Origin of the sequence: Paenibacillus tyrphae (assembly GCF_000722545.1) — a bacterium.
Taxonomy (GTDB): domain Bacteria; phylum Bacillota; class Bacilli; order Paenibacillales; family NBRC-103111; genus Paenibacillus_G; species Paenibacillus_G tyrfis.
Genome location: NZ_JNVM01000004.1, coordinates 215363 through 232218 on the forward strand (window position 1 = coordinate 215363; position 16856 = coordinate 232218).

16 protein-coding genes and 1 other annotated feature are annotated in these 16856 nt (G+C 57.1%); of the genes, 15 read left to right on the plus strand and 1 reads right to left on the minus strand.

The window, feature by feature from the left end; all coding sequences use genetic code 11:
• Nucleotides 1-2: 2 nt before the first annotated feature.
• The 12 genes from ET33_RS04405 (at nucleotide 3) to leuS (ending at nucleotide 13240) form a co-directional block, all read left to right on the plus strand.
• Nucleotides 3-1247: a DUF58 domain-containing protein gene (locus ET33_RS04405; RefSeq protein WP_235206639.1), complete on the plus strand. Its 1245-nt coding sequence runs from the start codon at nucleotides 3-5 to the stop codon at nucleotides 1245-1247.
• Entirely contained in the window at nucleotides 1244-3469 is a 2226-nt protein-coding gene (locus ET33_RS04410; RefSeq protein WP_036677006.1) for a transglutaminase TgpA family protein, read from the plus strand. The genes ET33_RS04405 and ET33_RS04410 overlap by 4 nt, the downstream gene beginning before the upstream one ends.
• A gap of 108 nt (nucleotides 3470-3577) precedes the next feature.
• Nucleotides 3578-4093, plus strand: coding sequence for a YqeG family HAD IIIA-type phosphatase (locus ET33_RS04415; protein ID WP_371860693.1), 516 nt, complete (start codon nucleotides 3578-3580; stop codon nucleotides 4091-4093).
• Nucleotides 4094-4100: 7 nt separating this feature from the next.
• On the plus strand, nucleotides 4101-5228 hold the full coding sequence (gene yqeH / locus ET33_RS04420) for a ribosome biogenesis GTPase YqeH (protein WP_036677008.1): 1128 nt from the start codon (nucleotides 4101-4103) through the stop codon (nucleotides 5226-5228).
• Between the two features lie 25 nt (nucleotides 5229-5253).
• Nucleotides 5254-6123 (plus strand): shikimate dehydrogenase, encoded by an 870-nt coding sequence (locus ET33_RS04425; protein WP_036677011.1) that lies wholly within the window; start codon nucleotides 5254-5256, stop codon nucleotides 6121-6123.
• Nucleotides 6124-6536: 413 nt separating this feature from the next.
• Nucleotides 6537-6830, plus strand: a complete 294-nt coding sequence (gene yhbY, locus ET33_RS04430) for a ribosome assembly RNA-binding protein YhbY (protein WP_036677014.1) — start codon at nucleotides 6537-6539, stop codon at nucleotides 6828-6830.
• 49 nt (nucleotides 6831-6879) lie between these two features.
• Nucleotides 6880-7467: a nicotinate-nucleotide adenylyltransferase gene (locus ET33_RS04435; RefSeq protein ID WP_036677018.1), complete on the plus strand. Its 588-nt coding sequence runs from the start codon at nucleotides 6880-6882 to the stop codon at nucleotides 7465-7467.
• Nucleotides 7457-8038, plus strand: a complete 582-nt coding sequence (gene yqeK, locus ET33_RS04440; protein ID WP_036677021.1) for a bis(5'-nucleosyl)-tetraphosphatase (symmetrical) YqeK — start codon at nucleotides 7457-7459, stop codon at nucleotides 8036-8038. The genes ET33_RS04435 and yqeK overlap by 11 nt, the downstream gene beginning before the upstream one ends.
• A 22-nt stretch (nucleotides 8039-8060) precedes the next feature.
• Nucleotides 8061-8408: a ribosome silencing factor gene (rsfS, locus tag ET33_RS04445; protein WP_036677024.1), complete on the plus strand. Its 348-nt coding sequence runs from the start codon at nucleotides 8061-8063 to the stop codon at nucleotides 8406-8408.
• The gene (locus ET33_RS04450; RefSeq protein ID WP_036677028.1) at nucleotides 8405-9307 is read left to right on the plus strand and encodes a CvfB family protein; all 903 of its coding nucleotides are present in this window, start codon (nucleotides 8405-8407) and stop codon (nucleotides 9305-9307) included. Before rsfS ends, ET33_RS04450 begins: the two co-directional genes overlap by 4 nt.
• 49 nt (nucleotides 9308-9356) lie before the next feature.
• Nucleotides 9357-10160, plus strand: coding sequence for a class I SAM-dependent DNA methyltransferase (locus tag ET33_RS04455; protein WP_036677032.1), 804 nt, complete (start codon nucleotides 9357-9359; stop codon nucleotides 10158-10160).
• 329 nt (nucleotides 10161-10489) lie between these two features.
• Nucleotides 10490-10735 (plus strand) — a binding site (T-box leader).
• Nucleotides 10736-10789: 54 nt separating this feature from the next.
• Complete coding sequence (gene leuS / locus ET33_RS04460; RefSeq protein WP_036677036.1) at nucleotides 10790-13240, plus strand: leucine--tRNA ligase; 2451 nt, start codon at nucleotides 10790-10792, stop codon at nucleotides 13238-13240.
• Nucleotides 13241-13335: 95 nt separating this feature from the next.
• Here the strand turns inward: leuS and comER are convergent, their stop codons facing one another.
• Complete coding sequence (comER, locus tag ET33_RS04465; protein ID WP_036677039.1) at nucleotides 13336-14160, minus strand: late competence protein ComER; 825 nt, start codon at nucleotides 14158-14160, stop codon at nucleotides 13336-13338.
• A 110-nt stretch (nucleotides 14161-14270) separates the two neighbouring features.
• Here comER and ET33_RS04470 point away from each other — a divergent pair, with 110 nt between their 5' ends.
• From ET33_RS04470 to ET33_RS04480, 3 genes are all read left to right on the plus strand, one after another.
• Entirely contained in the window at nucleotides 14271-14858 is a 588-nt protein-coding gene (locus ET33_RS04470; RefSeq protein ID WP_051775106.1) for a ComEA family DNA-binding protein, read from the plus strand.
• A gap of 122 nt (nucleotides 14859-14980) precedes the next feature.
• Nucleotides 14981-16273: a homocysteine synthase gene (locus tag ET33_RS04475; RefSeq protein WP_036677042.1), complete on the plus strand. Its 1293-nt coding sequence runs from the start codon at nucleotides 14981-14983 to the stop codon at nucleotides 16271-16273.
• A 31-nt stretch (nucleotides 16274-16304) separates the two neighbouring features.
• The gene (locus tag ET33_RS04480) at nucleotides 16305-16817 is read left to right on the plus strand and encodes a deoxycytidylate deaminase (RefSeq protein WP_036677044.1); all 513 of its coding nucleotides are present in this window, start codon (nucleotides 16305-16307) and stop codon (nucleotides 16815-16817) included.
• Nucleotides 16818-16856: the final 39 nt, after the last annotated feature.

Genomic DNA, 16856 nt, shown 5'->3' on the forward strand with positions numbered 1-16856 from the left:
GCATGATGAAACCTTCCTTCGCTCACAGGCTCCCGTTCAGGCCGCGGTTCAGCCGCAAATTTTGGGCGGTGGCGACGGCTTTTGCAGGAAGTCTCGGCTTCTTGCTGTTTCAGGGCGGCAAGCTCGCTTTAATGCTGTTCGTGATGATGACGATTCTGAGCGTTTATTTGCTGCTGGGGCAGTGGAGCGGCATTAAGCGGACCCAAGGCGTACGCACGCTGTCCAGCGGCGATTATGGTTCTTTGCTGCCGGCGGGCAGCTCGCTCGGCGTAACGATTCAGCTGCAAATTCCGGGCATATGGCCGATCCCCTATTTGTTTATCAAGGACCGCTTGGTTCACAAAAGCGGGCGCGAGCTGACGTTCGAAGCGACGGTCGTTCCCGACTGGCGGCGGCGCGCGGAATGGGAATACCGGACCCCGGCTATGCGCCGGGGGCGCTATACGTTCGGACAGACGGAATGCGTGACGGAGGACGTCTTCGGCTTGTTCGAGCACAAGGGCGGTCTGGAGCTGCCCCAGAGCATCGCCGTGCTGCCGCAGACCGTGCCGATCCGGGAATGGCAGCAGAACAACCAAATGATGAAAGGAACGAGCCACCACTCGTCCACGACCCGGGCGGTCCGGGAGACGACGCAGATCAACGGGGTTCGCGAGTATATTTACGGAGACCGCCTCTCCCGCATTCATTGGAATGCGACCGCCAAGACCGGCACCTGGAAATCGAAGGAATTCGAGCGCGAATCGCTGCCCAAAACGTACTTGATTCTCGACCGGGCGGGGCAAGCCTACGATGACCCCGATCAGTTCGAATTGGCCGTATCCGTAGCCGCGTCCTTGTTTCAATACGGCTCGGAACGGGGGCTTGCGCTCGGGCTTGTCTCTACAGGCGCAGACGACGTCTATCTTGAGCCCAAGACCGGGCAAGCGCTGTATCAGGCGGCGCAGAAGCATTTCATCGATGTGGAAGCCGACGGCGACCATGATATCCGCCATGTGCTCAAAACCAAAGTGCATCAGTTGGTACCCGGCGGCTTCGTTACGCTGATCAGCCCGATGTCCGGTGAACCGATGCTGCAGGTGCTTGCCTGGCTGAAGCAGCAGCAGATGAATCCTTGCCACCTCTGGATCGGCGCCGCCCGGGAAAAAGAGATTTGGGTGAAGGATTTGCATACGCGGGGCATTCCCTGTTATGCCGTAAGGCAGCTGTCGGAGCTGCCCGGGCTGTTGGGAGGTCGGAAGGGATGAAGCAGCAGCGAATGTGGCTTAAGCGTCTGCTGTGGGACGAATGGCCCCACCGCTTGTCGGTGCTGTTATCTGGCTTGATTTTGCTCCAGTTCGTATACTGGTTCGCCAAAGAAGACGGCTTCTGGCTTCCGGAGACGGTCGTCATCGTGAAGCTGACGCTTCTGGCGATCTTTGCGTTCGAGCATTTGACGCGGTTGCATTGGATCGTTCGCGGCATTTTGCAACTGGTCTCCGTCGTGGTCATCAACGTGCTCGTGCTCGAGCAATTTGAAGAGATCGAGCCGATCAAGGCGTCCAGCTTTTTGAGCTCGAAGCTGTTCTTGAATCTGTACGAGCTTACGCCGTATTTGTGGTTCGGCATGGGTGCCTGGGTCGTGTACGTGACGGTTATTTGGTGGGTGGAGGTAAAGTGGCGGGTATATATCCTGCTGGTGGTCAGCGTGCTTGCGCTCTGCATCCGCGACTCGTTCTCGTCCATCTATCTGTGGCCGCAAGTGGCCGCAATCGTCGGCTGCGGGCTGCTGCTGCTCATTCTCAATCATTTCGCGCAGCTGCGGCACAAAGATCCGACCGCTTGGCGGCATTTGGCGGAATATCCGGCTTCCATCGCCATGACGGTCGCCTCCTTAATCGGGGTGACGGTGCTCGCCGGATCGCTCATGCCCGAGGTCGGACCGATGGTGACCGACCCGTATACCGCTTGGCGCGCATCCCGGGGAGAGCCGATGGCTTTCACCACAGGGAAGGGCGTCACCGTCCCTCCCAGCGAAGCGATGGATTCCTCGTCGGGCTACAGCCGGAGCGATTCGAATCTGGGAGGCGGCTTTCGGTTTGACTATACGCCGGTCATGAAGATAGAAACGGATCACCGCGCTTATTGGCGGGGTGAGACGCGTTCGCACTATACCGGCAAAGGCTGGGAGGAAAGCGACAGCGAACGGCGCGGGCCGTGGAACGCGATCAGGCCCGAAGCTACGCTTCCGGCGGACGCCCGGTTAGCCGGCTCCAAGGCGAAGACGGTGGAGGTGAAGCAGACCGTCACGCTGATGTCGGAGCAGCCGTATCCCGTATTGTTCGGTGCTTTCTCCATCCAGAAGGTGATGGGGTTGAACGGCGCCAAAAACGGCTTCGACCCGCTGCAATGGTCGGCTCCGCAATCCGAGATCCGCTACAGCGAGCGACAGCCGTACCCGCAAACGTATACGATCGTGTCGCAAATGCCGGTTGTAAACGAGGAAGCGCTGCGGAAGCTGCCTGTTGCGCCGCTGAGGCAGGATATGGCGGAATTCTTCCAGCTGCCGAGCAGCGTGCCGGAGCGGGTCCGCAAGCTGGCCGCGGATCTGACGAAGGATGCGGCTACTCCGTACGACAAAGCGAAGAAGCTTGAGCAATACTTGCAGACGAGCTTCCCGTATACGAATAAACCCGACGTCAGCAAGGGCCAGAGCCGGGATTTTGTCGACCGGTTCCTGTTTGAGATTAAGGAAGGCTACTGCGATTATTACTCTACCGCGATGGTGGTGCTGTCTCGCTCGATCGGGCTGCCAGCGCGCTGGGTCAAAGGCTATGCGTCGGGGACGCCGGATTTTCAGCAGACGGAGCTGCAAGGCTTCGCCCCCAACGAGCTGCTGATGGACCCGGATGGCGGCGGGGTTTACACGGTGCGCAACTCCGACGCCCACTCCTGGGTCGAGGTTTATTTCGACGGCTACGGTTGGATTCCGTTCGAGCCGACAGCGGGCTTCGCGATGCCGCGCGCCGTGCTGCTGGAAGAAACGACCGCTTCGCCGGTGGTGCCGCAAACTGCTCCAAAGCCGGAGACGAAGCCGGCAGAGCCAACCGTCGAAACGCATCATGCGGCAGCTTGGAGTATTGCCGCCGCCGTGATCGCCGTTGCCGCATTCTTCGCCTGGAAGCTGCAGGTGGTTGAGCTGCTGAAGGAACGCGCGCGTCGCCGCCGGGCTTCGCTGCTGAAGCAGAAGGTCATCGTCGAATGCGAACGTCTGCTGCGCATTTTCCGGCGCAACGGGTATGTGCGCGAGGAGCACGAGACGCTACGCGAAGCGGTGCGCCGCTGGTCCCGTCAGAGCCGGTGGATGAGCGACGAGCTGGAGGCTGTGCTTCACGTATTCGAGAAGGCGAAGTACGGAAAAGCGGAAATCACGGAGGAAGACTGGAAAAAAACAAATCAAATCGTCGAACGCTTGCGTTCGCAGATGTAATGGTAAACGATCGGCAAACCGCGCCTTTGCGGAGGGCGGTTTGCTTTTTTTGTTCGCCATTTTGCAACAAAATGGACAGTTATGGTATAGTTTGACGTATACAGCCTAATGTCTTTCGAGGTGAACGCTTTGCTGAAAAAGCTAATTCCGCGTCAACAAGTCAACACGATATTTGACATAGATCTTCAAGCGTTATGGGAGCAGGGATACCGCGGCATCATAACGGACTTGGACAATACGCTGGTAGGAGCCAAAGCGCCTCTTGCCACGCCGGAGCTGCTGGATTGGCTGAAAGTCGTGGGGCAAATCGGCTTTCAGGTCGTCATCGTGTCGAACAACCAGCGCAACCGGGTTACCAAGTTCGCCGAGCCGCTGTCCCTGCCTTTCATTTATCGCGCCCGTAAGCCGACAAGCGCAGCGTTCCGGAGAGCCATGAGCATCATGAATCTGCGGGCGCAGCAGACGGTGGTCATCGGGGATCAAATGCTGACCGACGTGCTGGGAGGCAACCGGATGGGGCTTTACACCATCCTCGTCAAGCCGATTTCTCTTGCGGACGAGGGCTTTTTTACGAAGGTAAACCGAAGGATCGAAAAGGCCGCATTAACTATAATGAAAAGGTAGGGAACGTATGACGGCCCACAATCAACATTCCGAAACGAACCACTGCGCGGGCTGCGGTGTATCGCTCCAAACGGAGCAGCCGGATCAGCTCGGCTATGTCCCGGCTCAAGCGCTTGAGCGCACGCCGATCATTTGCCAGCGGTGTTTCCGCATCAAGAATTACAATGAAGCTTCGGGCATTACGCTCAACCAGGACGACTTTCTGCGGCTGCTCACCCATGTAGGGGGAACAGACTCGCTGGTCGTGAACATTGTCGATATTTTCGATTTCGAGGGCAGTATGATTTCCGGTCTGGCGCGCTTTGTCGGCACTAACCCGGTCATTCTGGTCGTGAACAAAATCGATCTGCTCCCCAAAGTGACGAACTACAACCGGATCGTAAACTGGGTGCAGAGACAGGCGAAGGAAGCGGGCCTTCGGGTCGTGGAAGTCGTTCTGTGCTCGGCGAAAAAAAATATGGGCTTCGAACGGGTCATCGAAGCGTTGGAGCTGCACCGCAAAGGGCGCGACATTTATGTCGTCGGGGCGACGAACGTCGGCAAATCGACGCTCATCAACCGGCTTATTCGCGATTACAGCGATTTGGACGCCGAGTTGACGGTTTCGCAATATCCGGGCACGACGCTTGACCTTGTACGCATTCCGCTGGACGACGGCGCCTCGATCATCGATACGCCGGGCATCGTGTACAAGCATCGTCTGACGGAGCTCGTCAGCAAGAAAGATTTGATGAAGGTGATGCCGGACAGGCCGATCAAGCCGCTGGTGTTCCAATTGAACGATCAACAGACGATCTTCTTCGGCAGCTTCGCGCGCTTTGATTTCGTGCAGGGCGAACGGCAGTCGTTCACGTTCTACGTTTCCAACGCGCTCCAGGCCCACCGGACGAAGCTGGAACGGGCGGACGAGCTGTACGAGGAGCACCGGGGCGTGCTTTTGTCGCCGCCAAGCCTGGAAGAGCTGGAGGAGCTGCCTAAGCTGACCAAGCATCCGATCCGCATTCCGAAGAACGCGAATCTGGACGTCTCGGTCTCGGGCCTCGGCTGGATCAAAGTAAACGGCACGGCGGGAGCGGATCTGGTCATTCACGTGCCTAAAGGCGTGAAGGTCGCCGTTCGGGAATCGGTCATTTAGCGGGGAGCGGGAGGAACGGGATTCAATGAGCAAGCATAAACTGGACAGCCACACGATTTTGTACGGGGTATTCGGCGATCCGATCCGGCATTCCAAATCGCCGATCATGCTGAACCGGGCATTCGAAGCGGCGGGAATCAATGCGGCGTACGGAGCGTTTCACATCCTGCCCGGCACGCTGAAGGACGCGGTGGCCGGCATCCGGGCGCTGCAATTCCGCGGGGTCAACGTGACGATTCCGCACAAGGTCGAGGTCATGTCCTATTTGGACGAGATCGACGAAGGAGCCCGCGCCATCGGAGCGGTGAACACCATCGTCAACGAAGGCGGCCGGCTGATCGGCTACAATACCGACGGCATCGGCTATATGCGTTCGCTCCGCGAAGAGACGGGCATCTCGCTGAAGGGTCGCAAGGTGCTGATGATCGGCGCAGGGGGAGCGGCTCGCGGCGTCGGCTACGCATTAGCCCGCGAAGGCGCGGAGCATATCTACATCGCGAACCGCACGAAGGAGAAGGCGCTGGACCTCGCTTCGTCGATGAGCGAATTCGGCAGCGTATCCGGGTACGGCCTGGACGAGATTCCGAAGCTGGCCGGAGAGGCCGCTTTGATCGTCAACAATACGCTGCTCGGCATGCATCCGAACGTAGACGAGGTGCCGATGGACATTTCGCTGATTCGTCCCGAGACGGTCGTCAGCGATCTGGTGTACAACCCGCTGATCACCCGTTTCCTGCGCGAAGCCCGCGATCAGCGCGGCGCCGTCATTCACAGCGGCCTCGGCATGTTCATTTACCAAGGCGCCTACGCCTTCGAATATTGGACCGGCGAACCCGCTCCGATCGCCGCCATGCGCGAAGTGGTGGAACAATCTTTTTCGGTATCGGAGCATTGATTTTGAACACATTAAGTATGGATTAGGCACGGATTTGGGTTTGGATTTTGGCTTTTGGGGTTTGAGATGTTGCCGTCCAGGGCGCTTCATGACAAGGTCATGAGCCCCTGACGCCTCGGTTTGCGCCTTGCGCCGAACAAGAGCTTCATGACAGCGTCATGAGGCGGCTCCTTCCCCGCAATAAATGAAAAAACGCACGACGCAACGCAGCGCACCCTGGGCATAACGTATGGAGAGAACACCGCATGTGAGCGTGTCCCGAAGGGACGAAAGCGTTCCTACGCCGCTGTTCCTTCAACGCCGGCCCCGCAGCAGGCACGCCCCTTTCGGGTGTCCAGAGGGCGCAGCCCTTTGGGGTCCTCCCTACCAGGGAGGATTTAGGAGGGTGCTACTTAAGGAGGATAACAACCACCATGTTAACAGGCAAACAAAAACGGTATTTGCGCTCATTGGCGCATCATATGAACCCGATCTTTCAGGTCGGCAAAGGCGGAGTAAACGATCATCTGATCCGGCACATCAGCGAGGCGCTGGAAGTCCGCGAGCTGATCAAAGTAACGGTGCTCAACAACTGTATGGAGGACCGGAGCGAAGTGGCCGAGCAGTTGTCACAAGGCGCCGGCGCAGAGCTGGTTCAAGTGATCGGCAAAATCATCGTGCTCTACAAGGAATCCCGCGAGCATAAAACGATCGAGCTTCCGGTTTAAGCCTACAGCGCTAGAAGTGGCATTTCAGCTAAAAAGAGGGGGATGCCGAATGAAGGTCGGTTTGATGGGCGGCACCTTCGATCCCGTTCATATCGGGCATCTGATTGCCGCCCAAAGCGTCTGCGAGAGGCTCGAACTCGACGAAGTATGGTTTATGCCGACGAACGTTCCTCCGCATAAAGAACAGGCACCCGGAGCTTCCCCACGGCAGCGGCTGGAGATGGTTAAGCTTGCCGTTGAAGGGCACCCGCACTTCCGGGCATCGGATATGGAGCTGCGCAAAGGCGGCGTATCGTACAGCATCGAGACGGTAACGATGCTTCGGGCGCAGCATCCCGGTGATCGGTTTACTTATATTATCGGGGCCGATATGGTTCGATATTTGCCGAAGTGGTATAAGATCGACGAGCTGGCCCGGCTGGTTACTTTCGCTGGATTGCAGCGGCCGGGCTATGATACGGGGTACGAGGGGCTTCCCGATGCCATTCGGCAATCGGTGAAGCTTGTGCCGATGCCGCAAATCGAGCTGTCGTCCACGTTGATCCGGCAGCGCCGGGCTTCGGGACGGTCAGTGCGTTACATGGTCCCGGATCGGGTAAATCATTATATCGAGGTGAACCGTCTGTATGAAGCGTGAGGAAATGATCGAATCGGTTCGCTCCCAGATGCCGGAGAAGCGCTGGAACCATACGCTTGGCGTCATGGAAACGGCGGTGCGGCTGGCGGAGCGCTATGGGGCGGACCCGGACAAAGCCGAGCTGGCGGCCATTCTCCATGATGTCTGTAAATATTGGCGTGTGGACGAGCAAGCGCGCATCATCCGCGAGAACGGACTGCCTCAGGATTTGCTCGATTACGACAAAGAACTGTGGCATGCCCACGCGGGCGCGTGGATCGCCCGGGAGCAGTACGGCGTAAGCGACGAGGAAGTATTGGATGCGATACGTTATCACACCTCGGGTCGCGCACGGATGACGCTGCTTGACAAGGTCGTTTGTCTGGCGGATTACATGGAGCCGGGCCGGGATTTTCCGGGCGTGCATAATATTCGCCAAAACGCCGAACATAGTTTAGAGAAGGCACTTATAACTGGATTTGACGGAACGATCCGTTTTTTATTAGATAAAGGCAAGCGAATTTATCCGCTGACCTTCGAAGCTCGCAACGGATTGATCCGGGAGCTGGAGCAGCGGGGAGAAACGGTATGATTTACTTACAGGAGGAAACGATATGACCATTCAACCGGATGAGCTTATGAAGCTCGTGGTCGATGCGGCCGAAGACAAGAAAGCGATGGATGTAACGGCATTGAACCTGCGCGGGATTTCTTTGATTGCGGATTACTTCGTCATTTGCCACGGTAATTCCGAAACGCAGGTGCAGGCGATCGCGACCGAGATCAAGAAACGTTCGGAAGAGCGCGGCGCACGAATCCGCGGCCTCGAAGGCATGGACACGGCCCGCTGGGTACTTGTCGACTTGGGCGACGTCGTCGTTCACGTGTTTCACCGCGACGACCGCGAATATTACAACATCGAGCGGCTGTGGTCCGACGCGAAAGTGGTCGAACGGGTATGAGGCTGGAAGCCGGAACGATTCGACGTTTGGACGTGGCGAGGGAAGTATCGCCGCACGGCTATTTTTTAACGGACGGCACGCAGGACGTGCTGCTCCATTACAGCGAAGCCGCCGGGGAAGTGAAGCCGGGGGGGCAGGTCGAGGTATTCTTGTTTCACGACACCGAGGATCGGCTGGCGGCGACGATGCGCAAGCCGCTCGTCACGCTTGGAGAAGTCGCGCTTCTGGAAGTGGTCGACCTCCATCCGCGCTTCGGCTGTTTTCTCGAAATGGGGCTCGGACGTCATTTGCTGCTTCCTTTTAAAGAGCTGCCTGAGCTTAAGGAGCTGCGTCCTGAAGTCGGAGACCGCGTATTCGTCGTACTCGCTCACGACCGGCAAGGACGGCTCGTCGCCAAAGTGGCCGGAGAAGACCGGCTTAAGCGGCTGTGCTTCGACGCTCCGGCAAGCTGGCGCAACACCTGGGTCGACGCCCGCGTCTACAAGCCGCTGCAAATGGGTTCGTTCGTCGTTTGCGACGGCGGCGTGGTCGGGTTCGGCGTCATCGGCTTTATTCATACGTCTGAAAGAACCCGGCTGCTGCGTCTCGGCGAACAGGTGAAGGTGCGCGTCTCGTTCGTACGCGAGGATGGCAACGTCAACTGCTCAATGCGCGAGCGCAAGGAAGTCGGACGCGACACCGATTCGGAGAAGCTTCTGGCCTTCCTGAAAGAGCGCCCGAATCAGGCGATGCCGTATTCGGACGAAACCCCGGCTGATTTGATCAGTCAGCGGTTCGGCATGAGCAAGTCCGCCTTCAAACGCGCCATCGGGAAGCTGATGAAGGAAGGTCTGGTTTATCAGGAAGGCAGCTGGACCTATTTGAAAAAAGAAGCGGCATCGCAGCCGGCATCCGAATGAAAGTCGTTCGGAGCCGGCCTTTGTCTGTTCGGTGAAGGAGGAGCAAGCTGTGGCTTACGAACAATTTTCCCATCTGTATGACCGGCTGATGGAGGACATGCCCTATGACGACTGGCTTCACTTTGCGCACCAGTGCTGGGACAAGCACGGAGCACCCCGAAGCGTGGTCGATCTGGGCTGCGGTACCGGAAGCATAGCAGTCCCGCTGGCGCAGCTCGGCTACGAAGTCGTCGGCATCGACCTGTCGGAGGATATGCTGTCCATGGCCAGTCAAAAAGCGGAAAGCGCACAGCGGAGCAAGCCTTTTCCTGCGGGCGGAGGCGTGATGTGGCTGCAGCAGGACATGCGCGAATGGGAGCTTGGCCGCCCGGTCGATGCGGTCATTTCGTTTTGCGATTGCTTGAACTATTTGCTGGAGGAAGAAGACATCGAGCGGACATTCAAACAGGTATACGACGGGCTTGCTCCGGGCGGTGTGTTCGTGTTCGACATGCATACGCAGAGCCAGCTTCAGAGCTATGCGGAATCGCAGCCGTTTTTCCTGAACGACGACGATGTCGCCTACATCTGGACCTGCGATTTTGATCCGGGCCGCTGCGAAATCGAGCATGAGTTGACCTTGTTCGTGCGGGAAGGGGACACATGGGCGGAAGGGTCTGACGACGCCATTACGGAGCGGTATCACCGGATCGAGGAGCTGCATGTGCAGCGGGCGTATTCGCTCGATTGGGTGCAGGAGCGGCTGCGTGCGGCCGGATTTTCCGAGACGGCATGCTATGCCGACTTTTCGTTCGAAGCGCCGACGGACGATACGCAGCGGGCGTTTTTTGTGGCCGTGAAGCCGCGGGATTGAGCTTGAAGTGGGGCAAACGGATACGGGCGCATCTCGTTAACGTGTTAAATGGATAATCAGCTGCAGCAGGCACAGGATCATCCCCCATAGCGGGAGCGACAGCATGACCCCGTTGACGAATCCTTTCATAAGGCTCATCCTCCGTAATAAGCTTCGAATAGAAAACATTTATTACAAAGTATGGCCAAGTTAAGGAGAATGTAACCGGGACGGACCCGTTTGCGATGAGGCCGGCGGCGTATTATCCCGCAGCTTCGGGAAAATCGGGAGCCCGGCTTGACACGGAGGAATCGTTTTTCATATAATGAAACCTAATTGGAGCATATATGCAAAAGGCCGTGACAAGAACTAGTAACTGCAGCGCTTTCTTTCAGAGAGCCGGTGGCGGGTGGGAACCGGTAGAAGCAGGCAGCGAACTCATCTTCGAGCCGTTTGGCCAAAAGACCGCAACCGAGCGCAAGCTTCGCCGGTCAGAGCCATAAACGTACCCCGCGTTAAGGGGAGAGTGGGCCCAGGCAAAGCATGCTTGAGTCAACTAGGGTGGTACCACGGGAAATAAGCCTCTCGTCCCTAGCGTTGCGCTAGCGATGAGGGCTTTTTTGTTTGAATCGAAGGAGGTCTACACAAATATGGCACAGGAAACTAGAGAACAGCAAGGGTACAATCCCTTGGCGATTGAACCGAAATGGCAGCAATATTGGGAGAAAAACAAAACGTTCAAGGTGCTGGACGACGAGAGCAAGCCGAAGTTTTACGCGCTTGACATGTTCCCGTATCCTTCCGGCGCAGGTCTTCACGTCGGGCACCCGGAAGGCTACACGGCGACGGACATCGTATCCCGCTATAAAAGGCTGCGCGGCTATAACGTTCTGCATCCGATGGGATGGGACGCCTTCGGCTTGCCGGCGGAGCAGCATGCGCTCGATACGGGACAGCATCCGCGCGACATCACGTTCCGCAATATCGATAATTTCCGCAGACAGATCAAGTCGCTCGGCTTCTCTTACGATTGGGACCGCGAATTCAGCACGACCGATCCCGAATATTATAAATGGACGCAATGGATTTTCGTTCAACTGTATAAAAAAGGTCTCGCCTACGTGGACGAGGTGCCGGTCAACTGGTGTCCGGCGCTCGGAACGGTGCTGGCCAACGAAGAAGTCATCGACGGCTTGAGCGAGCGTGGCGGCCATCCGGTCATCCGCAAGCCGATGCGCCAATGGGTGCTCAAGATTACCGAGTACGCGGAGCGCCTGCTGGAGGATCTTGAAGAGCTCGATTGGTCCGAAAGCATTAAGGATATGCAGCGCAACTGGATCGGCAAGTCTACGGGCGCCGAAGTGACGTTTGCCATCGACGGACACGGGAACGATAGCCTGAAGGTATTCACGACCCGTCCGGATACACTGTTTGGGGCCACCTATTGCGTATTGGCGCCTGAGCATGAGCTCGTAGCCCGTATTACGACGCCGGAGCAAGCCCAAGCGGTGAAAGACTATCAGGAACGCGCAGCCCGCAAAAGCGATTTGGAGCGCACCGATCTTGCCAAGGAAAAAACAGGCGTCTTTACCGGCGCTTACGCGGTTAATCCGGTCAACGGTAACAAGGTGCCGATCTGGATTGCCGACTATGTGCTGGCCGGATACGGAACAGGCGCGATCATGGCGGTGCCGGGGCACGACCCGCGCGACTGGGAATTTGCGAAGCAGTTCGATCTTCCGATTGTGGAAGTGGTGCAGGGCGGCGATGTAAACAAAGAAGCGTATGCCGGCGACGGCCCGCACGTCAATTCCGATTTCCTGAACGGCTTGAATAACGAGCAATCCATCGCGCGGATGATCGAGCACCTCGAAGCCAATGGCAAAGGTCAAGGCAAAGTAACCTATCGTCTCCGCGACTGGCTGTTCAGCCGTCAACGTTACTGGGGCGAGCCGATTCCGATCCTTCATCTGGAGGACGGTACGATGAAAACCGTTCCGGAAGATCAGCTGCCGCTGCTTCTGCCGGAAGTGGACGAAATCAAGCCTTCCGGCACGGGCGAATCGCCGCTTGCCAATGTGACGGATTGGGTGAACACAGTAGATCCGGAGACCGGCCTCAAAGCGCGCCGCGAGACGAACACGATGCCGCAATGGGCGGGAAGCTGCTGGTACTACCTGCGTTTTATCGATCCGAAGAACAATGACGAGATCTGCTCCAAGGAGCTGCAGCGCAAATGGCTGCCGGTCGATCTGTACATCGGAGGCGCGGAGCATGCCGTGCTTCACTTGCTGTATGCCCGTTTCTGGCACAAGGTACTGTACGATCTCGGCGTTGTAGAAACGAAAGAGCCTTTCTACAAGCTGGTCAACCAAGGCATGATTCTCGGCGAGAACATGGAGAAAATGAGCAAATCGCGCGGCAACGTCATCAACCCGGACGAAATCGTCGGCGAGTACGGCGCGGATACGCTGCGCATGTACGAAATGTTCATGGGGCCGCTGGAAGCGACGAAGCCTTGGAACACGAACGGCGTAGAAGGCACATTCCGCTTCCTGAGCCGCGTTTGGCGCTTGTTCGTCGGCGAAGACGGTGGGCTGAGCGCGAAAATTACTGAGGATGGCGATGCGGGCAGCGAAGCGTTCAAACGGACCTGGCACCGCACGATTAAGAAAGTCACCGAAGACTATGAGGCGCTGCGTTTCAATACGGCAATCAGCCAGCTGATGATCTTCGTCAACGAAGCATACAAGACGGACAGTTTGCCGAAAGCGGCGATGGAAAACTTCGTGCAAATGCTGTCTCCGATCGCGCCGCACTTGGCGGAAGAGCTGTGGGAGAAGCTCGGTCATTCCGGTACCGTTGCTTATGACGCATGGCCTGTGTACGACGAAGCGTGGACGGTCGACAATGAAGTGGAAATCGTGATCCAAGTGAACGGCAAAATCGCCGACCGTGCTACAATCGCGGCGGATGCCGACGAAGCGACGATGCAGGAGCTGGCGCTTGGCTTGGATAAAGTCAAAGAAGCGATGGCGGGTAAAACCGTCCGCAAGGTGATTGCCGTCAAAGGCAAGCTTGTCAATATCGTCGTAGGGTAAGAAGCGGCGTCGGGAAAACAAAAAACCGCACTCCGGAATCGGAGCACGGCGGTTCATATCGGAAAAGGACGTGAAAGCATCGCGTTCTGTTCGGCCTACGGGCCGAAAAACCGGGCCTTCACCTTTTCCACATCTTCATCGTATTTAGCATGAGTTGTGCGGATCAGGTCGTCAAAGACCCCGTACAGCTCTTTTTGCATTATGCGGAGTCCTTCCGCGGTAATGCCGCCGGGAACGGATACCCGCTGCTGCAGGGAAGCGGGCGTAAAGCCTCCGGTAGTCAGCAGCCTACCGGTGCCGAGCGTCATCTCGGCTGCAAGCTGCGTAGCCTCCGTCTCGGAGATGCCGGTGGCGGCAACGGCGGCATCGACGAATTTTTGCACGAAAAAGGCCAGAAACGCCGGGCCGCAGCTTGTAATGTCCGAAGAGACGCGCGTATGCTCCTCGCGGATGCGGATGGGGGCGCTAATGTGGGAGAGCAGCAGCTCCAGCCGCGCTTGATCCTCGTCGGTCATCCGGTCTCCGTAAATGCACAGTGTCGCACCGCTGAGCACATAGTTGGTAATGCTCGGAATGACCTTGGCGATTTTGCAGGGGAGCAGTTTTTCCAAATGACGAATCTGCACCGGGCTTGTAATGGAGACAACGACCGTGTCGGGGGCGACAACATCCCGGATATCATCGATGACCGCTTTGAATTCCATAGGTTTGACGCACAGAAAAAGAAGCTGGGCCCCCGATGCAGCTTCCTTATTAGAACGGGCTGTTTGCAGGCCCGGGTAGCTTTCCGCTAACTGCTCCGCTTTGCGGGCGGTGCGATTGGTCACAACAAGATGATCCGGGCTGACTGCGCCGGATTGAATGAACGCTTCGATGAGAATACTGCCCATGCTGCCTGTTCCGATAAATCCGATTTGCATGACCATCCCCCCCTGATTGGATTGCAGCCTTTTTCATGTATATGAGACGGAGCGCAAGACCATGCATTCGATTTTTCGATCAAGATTCGATGAAGAAACGAGGTGGAGCAATGCCCCATTTTTCGGAAAAAGCTTTGGTTCGATTTGCCGGCCTAGTGCTCGCCGCTGGCGTTGTCATTGTACTGCTGTTTTGGCGTCCTTGGACATCGGACGGGGTACCGGCGGGCTTTAAGGCGGCGGACGAGGAAATGAGAAAATTGCTTCAGGAGCAGAACGAAGCAAGACAGGCGAATGGGCTTCCGGGCGAGGCGAAGGTAGCAAAGGGTGAAAAGAACCCTGCGGCGGAGCCGAAAGGGAACCCGGTCGCGGAGAAGGCTGCCGCAGAGTCATCTCCTAAGCCTGCTGCAGCGGACAGTCCGCCGGAAGAAGCTTCTGCCGCCGGGGCGGCTTCCGAATCGGCGAAGGCCGCTGCCGGGAAGCCGGTTGAGAGCGCTCCCGGTAAAATCAATTTGAACACGGCTACCGCCAAACAGCTCGACGAGCTCCCGGGAATCGGGGCCAGCCGGGCGCAAGCGATCGTCGAGCTTCGCAAGAAGCTGGGCGGTTCGTTCAAATCCGTAGACCAGCTGCTGGAAGTGAAGGGAATCGGCGAAAAAATGCTGAAAAAAATAAAGCCTCTCGTCACTTTGGAGCCTTGAGTCGGCCAGGCCATGTAATTATGTCTGAAATGTTTTGCGGAGAAAGCTTTCGTTTTGCTGCGGAATGTGCGAAAATAGGTACGATTATCCATCATTTCTGTTGATTATAAGGAGGATGCAGTATGTCAGAAGAGCGCAAGCTTTCTTTGGAAACGTTGGCCGTTCACGCAGGACAGGAAATTGACCCAACGACGATGTCCCGAGCAGTTCCTTTGTACCAGACGACGTCCTATGGATTTCGCGATACGGATCACGCCGCCGATTTATTTGCTCTCAAAGAGTTCGGCAACATCTATACGCGCATTATGAATCCGACGACCGATGTGTTCGAAAAACGCGTTGCTGCGCTCGAAGGCGGAGCTGCGGCTCTGGCGACGGCATCCGGCCAAGCGGCCATCACATACTCAATACTTAACATTGCCGGAGCGGGCGATGAGATCGTATCCTCGTCCACCTTGTACGGCGGTACTTACAATCTGTTTGCCAACACACTGGCGAAAATCGGCATTAAAGTGCATTTCGTCGATGCAAGCGATCCGGAAAACTTCCGGAAGGCCATTACGCCGAAGACGAAAGCCGTGTTCGCGGAAGCGATCGGCAATCCTAAGGGCGACGTGCTCGACATTGCTGCCGTAGCGGCTATTGCGCATGAGAACGGCATTCCGTTGATTATCGACAATACGTTCCCGAGCCCATATCTTTGCCGTCCGATCGAACACGGAGCGGACATTGTCGTACATTCGGCGACCAAATTTATCGGCGGGCACGGCACTTCGATCGGGGGCATTATTGTCGACGGCGGCCGTTTCGATTGGAAAGCCAGCGGCAAATTTGCCGGTCTGACCGATCCGGATCCGAGCTATCACGGAGTTGTGTATACCGACGCCGTCGGCCCGATCGCTTACATTATCAAGGCTCGCGTGCAGCTTCTGCGCGACATGGGCGCTTCGATCTCGCCGTTCAACGCGTTCCTTCTGCTGCAAGGGCTCGAAACGCTTCATCTTCGCATGGAGCGCCACAGCTTCAATGCGCAGAAGGTTGCTGAATTCCTGGAGAAGAACGAAGCCGTGGATTGGGTGAGCTACGCCGGCCTTCCGAGCCATTCGTCGCATGAGCTGGCGAAAAAGTATTTGCCTAAAGGCCAAGGCGCGATCATGACGTTCGGCATCAAAGGCGGTGTAGAAGCAGGGCGCAAAGTGATCAATGCGGTAAAGCTGTTCTCCCATTTGGCGAACGTCGGCGATTCGAAGTCGCTCATCATCCATCCGGCCAGCACCACGCATCAGCAGCTTAGCGAGCAGGAGCAGGCGGCGGCGGGCGTAACGCCGGGGATGATTCGTCTGTCCATCGGGACCGAAGCGATCGACGACATTATTTACGATTTGGATCAAGCGATCCAAGCAAGCCAGAAATAGAGCCGGAAAACATAAAGGAGCTTGAATCAGCATGATGGCACGTAAAGATTGGGATACGTATTTTATGGATATCGCCTATATGGCTTCCACCCGCTCCCAATGCAGCCGAAGGCACGTTGGAGCCGTCCTGGTGCAGGGGAAGAAGCTGCTCGGCACGGCGTACAACGGTGCTCCGATGGGCGTGCCGGATTGCTCGGAAGCGGGCTGCATGCTCGTGGAAGAGTACGAATTGGTCGCATCGGACGGCAAGGAGCAGGTGATCAAGAAGCAGCGCTGCATCCGGACGATCCATGCGGAGCAAAACCTGCTGTTATTTACGGACCGCGAGGACCGTGAAGGGTCTGTCGTTTATGTCACCGACCAGCCGTGCTGGACGTGTGCGAATATGCTCGCGAACAGCGGCGTGTCGGAAATCGTGTTCCACAGGCCGTATCCAAAAGACGACGACAAGGTGCGGGCGCTGATGGAGCAGCGCGGAATGACGTTCCGGCAGCTTGAAAACTACGAGCCTCCGGCCGGAACGGTCAGCGAAGTGAAAAATTAGAACGATCCAAAGCTTAAGAGGAAGAACCTCTTTTGGGGC

Excerpts from the sequence above, each read along its gene's own strand:
- ET33_RS04405 (WP_235206639.1), top strand. The coding sequence starts at position 3 with ATGATGAAACCTTCCTTCGCTCACAGGCTCCCGTTCAGGCCGCGGTTC.
- ET33_RS04410 (WP_036677006.1), top strand. The coding sequence starts at position 1,244 with ATGAAGCAGCAGCGAATGTGGCTTAAGCGTCTGCTGTGGGACGAATGG.
- ET33_RS04415 (WP_371860693.1), top strand. The coding sequence starts at position 3,578 with ATGTCTTTCGAGGTGAACGCTTTGCTGAAAAAGCTAATTCCGCGTCAA.
- yqeH (WP_036677008.1), top strand. The coding sequence starts at position 4,101 with ATGACGGCCCACAATCAACATTCCGAAACGAACCACTGCGCGGGCTGC.
- ET33_RS04425 (WP_036677011.1), top strand. The coding sequence starts at position 5,254 with ATGAGCAAGCATAAACTGGACAGCCACACGATTTTGTACGGGGTATTC.
- yhbY (WP_036677014.1), top strand. The coding sequence starts at position 6,537 with ATGTTAACAGGCAAACAAAAACGGTATTTGCGCTCATTGGCGCATCAT.
- ET33_RS04435 (WP_036677018.1), top strand. The coding sequence starts at position 6,880 with ATGAAGGTCGGTTTGATGGGCGGCACCTTCGATCCCGTTCATATCGGG.
- yqeK (WP_036677021.1), top strand. The coding sequence starts at position 7,457 with ATGAAGCGTGAGGAAATGATCGAATCGGTTCGCTCCCAGATGCCGGAG.
- rsfS (WP_036677024.1), top strand. The coding sequence starts at position 8,061 with ATGACCATTCAACCGGATGAGCTTATGAAGCTCGTGGTCGATGCGGCC.
- ET33_RS04450 (WP_036677028.1), top strand. The coding sequence starts at position 8,405 with ATGAGGCTGGAAGCCGGAACGATTCGACGTTTGGACGTGGCGAGGGAA.
- leuS (WP_036677036.1), top strand. The coding sequence starts at position 10,790 with ATGGCACAGGAAACTAGAGAACAGCAAGGGTACAATCCCTTGGCGATT.
- comER (WP_036677039.1), bottom strand. The coding sequence starts at position 14,160 with ATGCAAATCGGATTTATCGGAACAGGCAGCATGGGCAGTATTCTCATC.
- ET33_RS04470 (WP_051775106.1), top strand. The coding sequence starts at position 14,271 with ATGCCCCATTTTTCGGAAAAAGCTTTGGTTCGATTTGCCGGCCTAGTG.
- ET33_RS04475 (WP_036677042.1), top strand. The coding sequence starts at position 14,981 with ATGTCAGAAGAGCGCAAGCTTTCTTTGGAAACGTTGGCCGTTCACGCA.
- ET33_RS04480 (WP_036677044.1), top strand. The coding sequence starts at position 16,305 with ATGATGGCACGTAAAGATTGGGATACGTATTTTATGGATATCGCCTAT.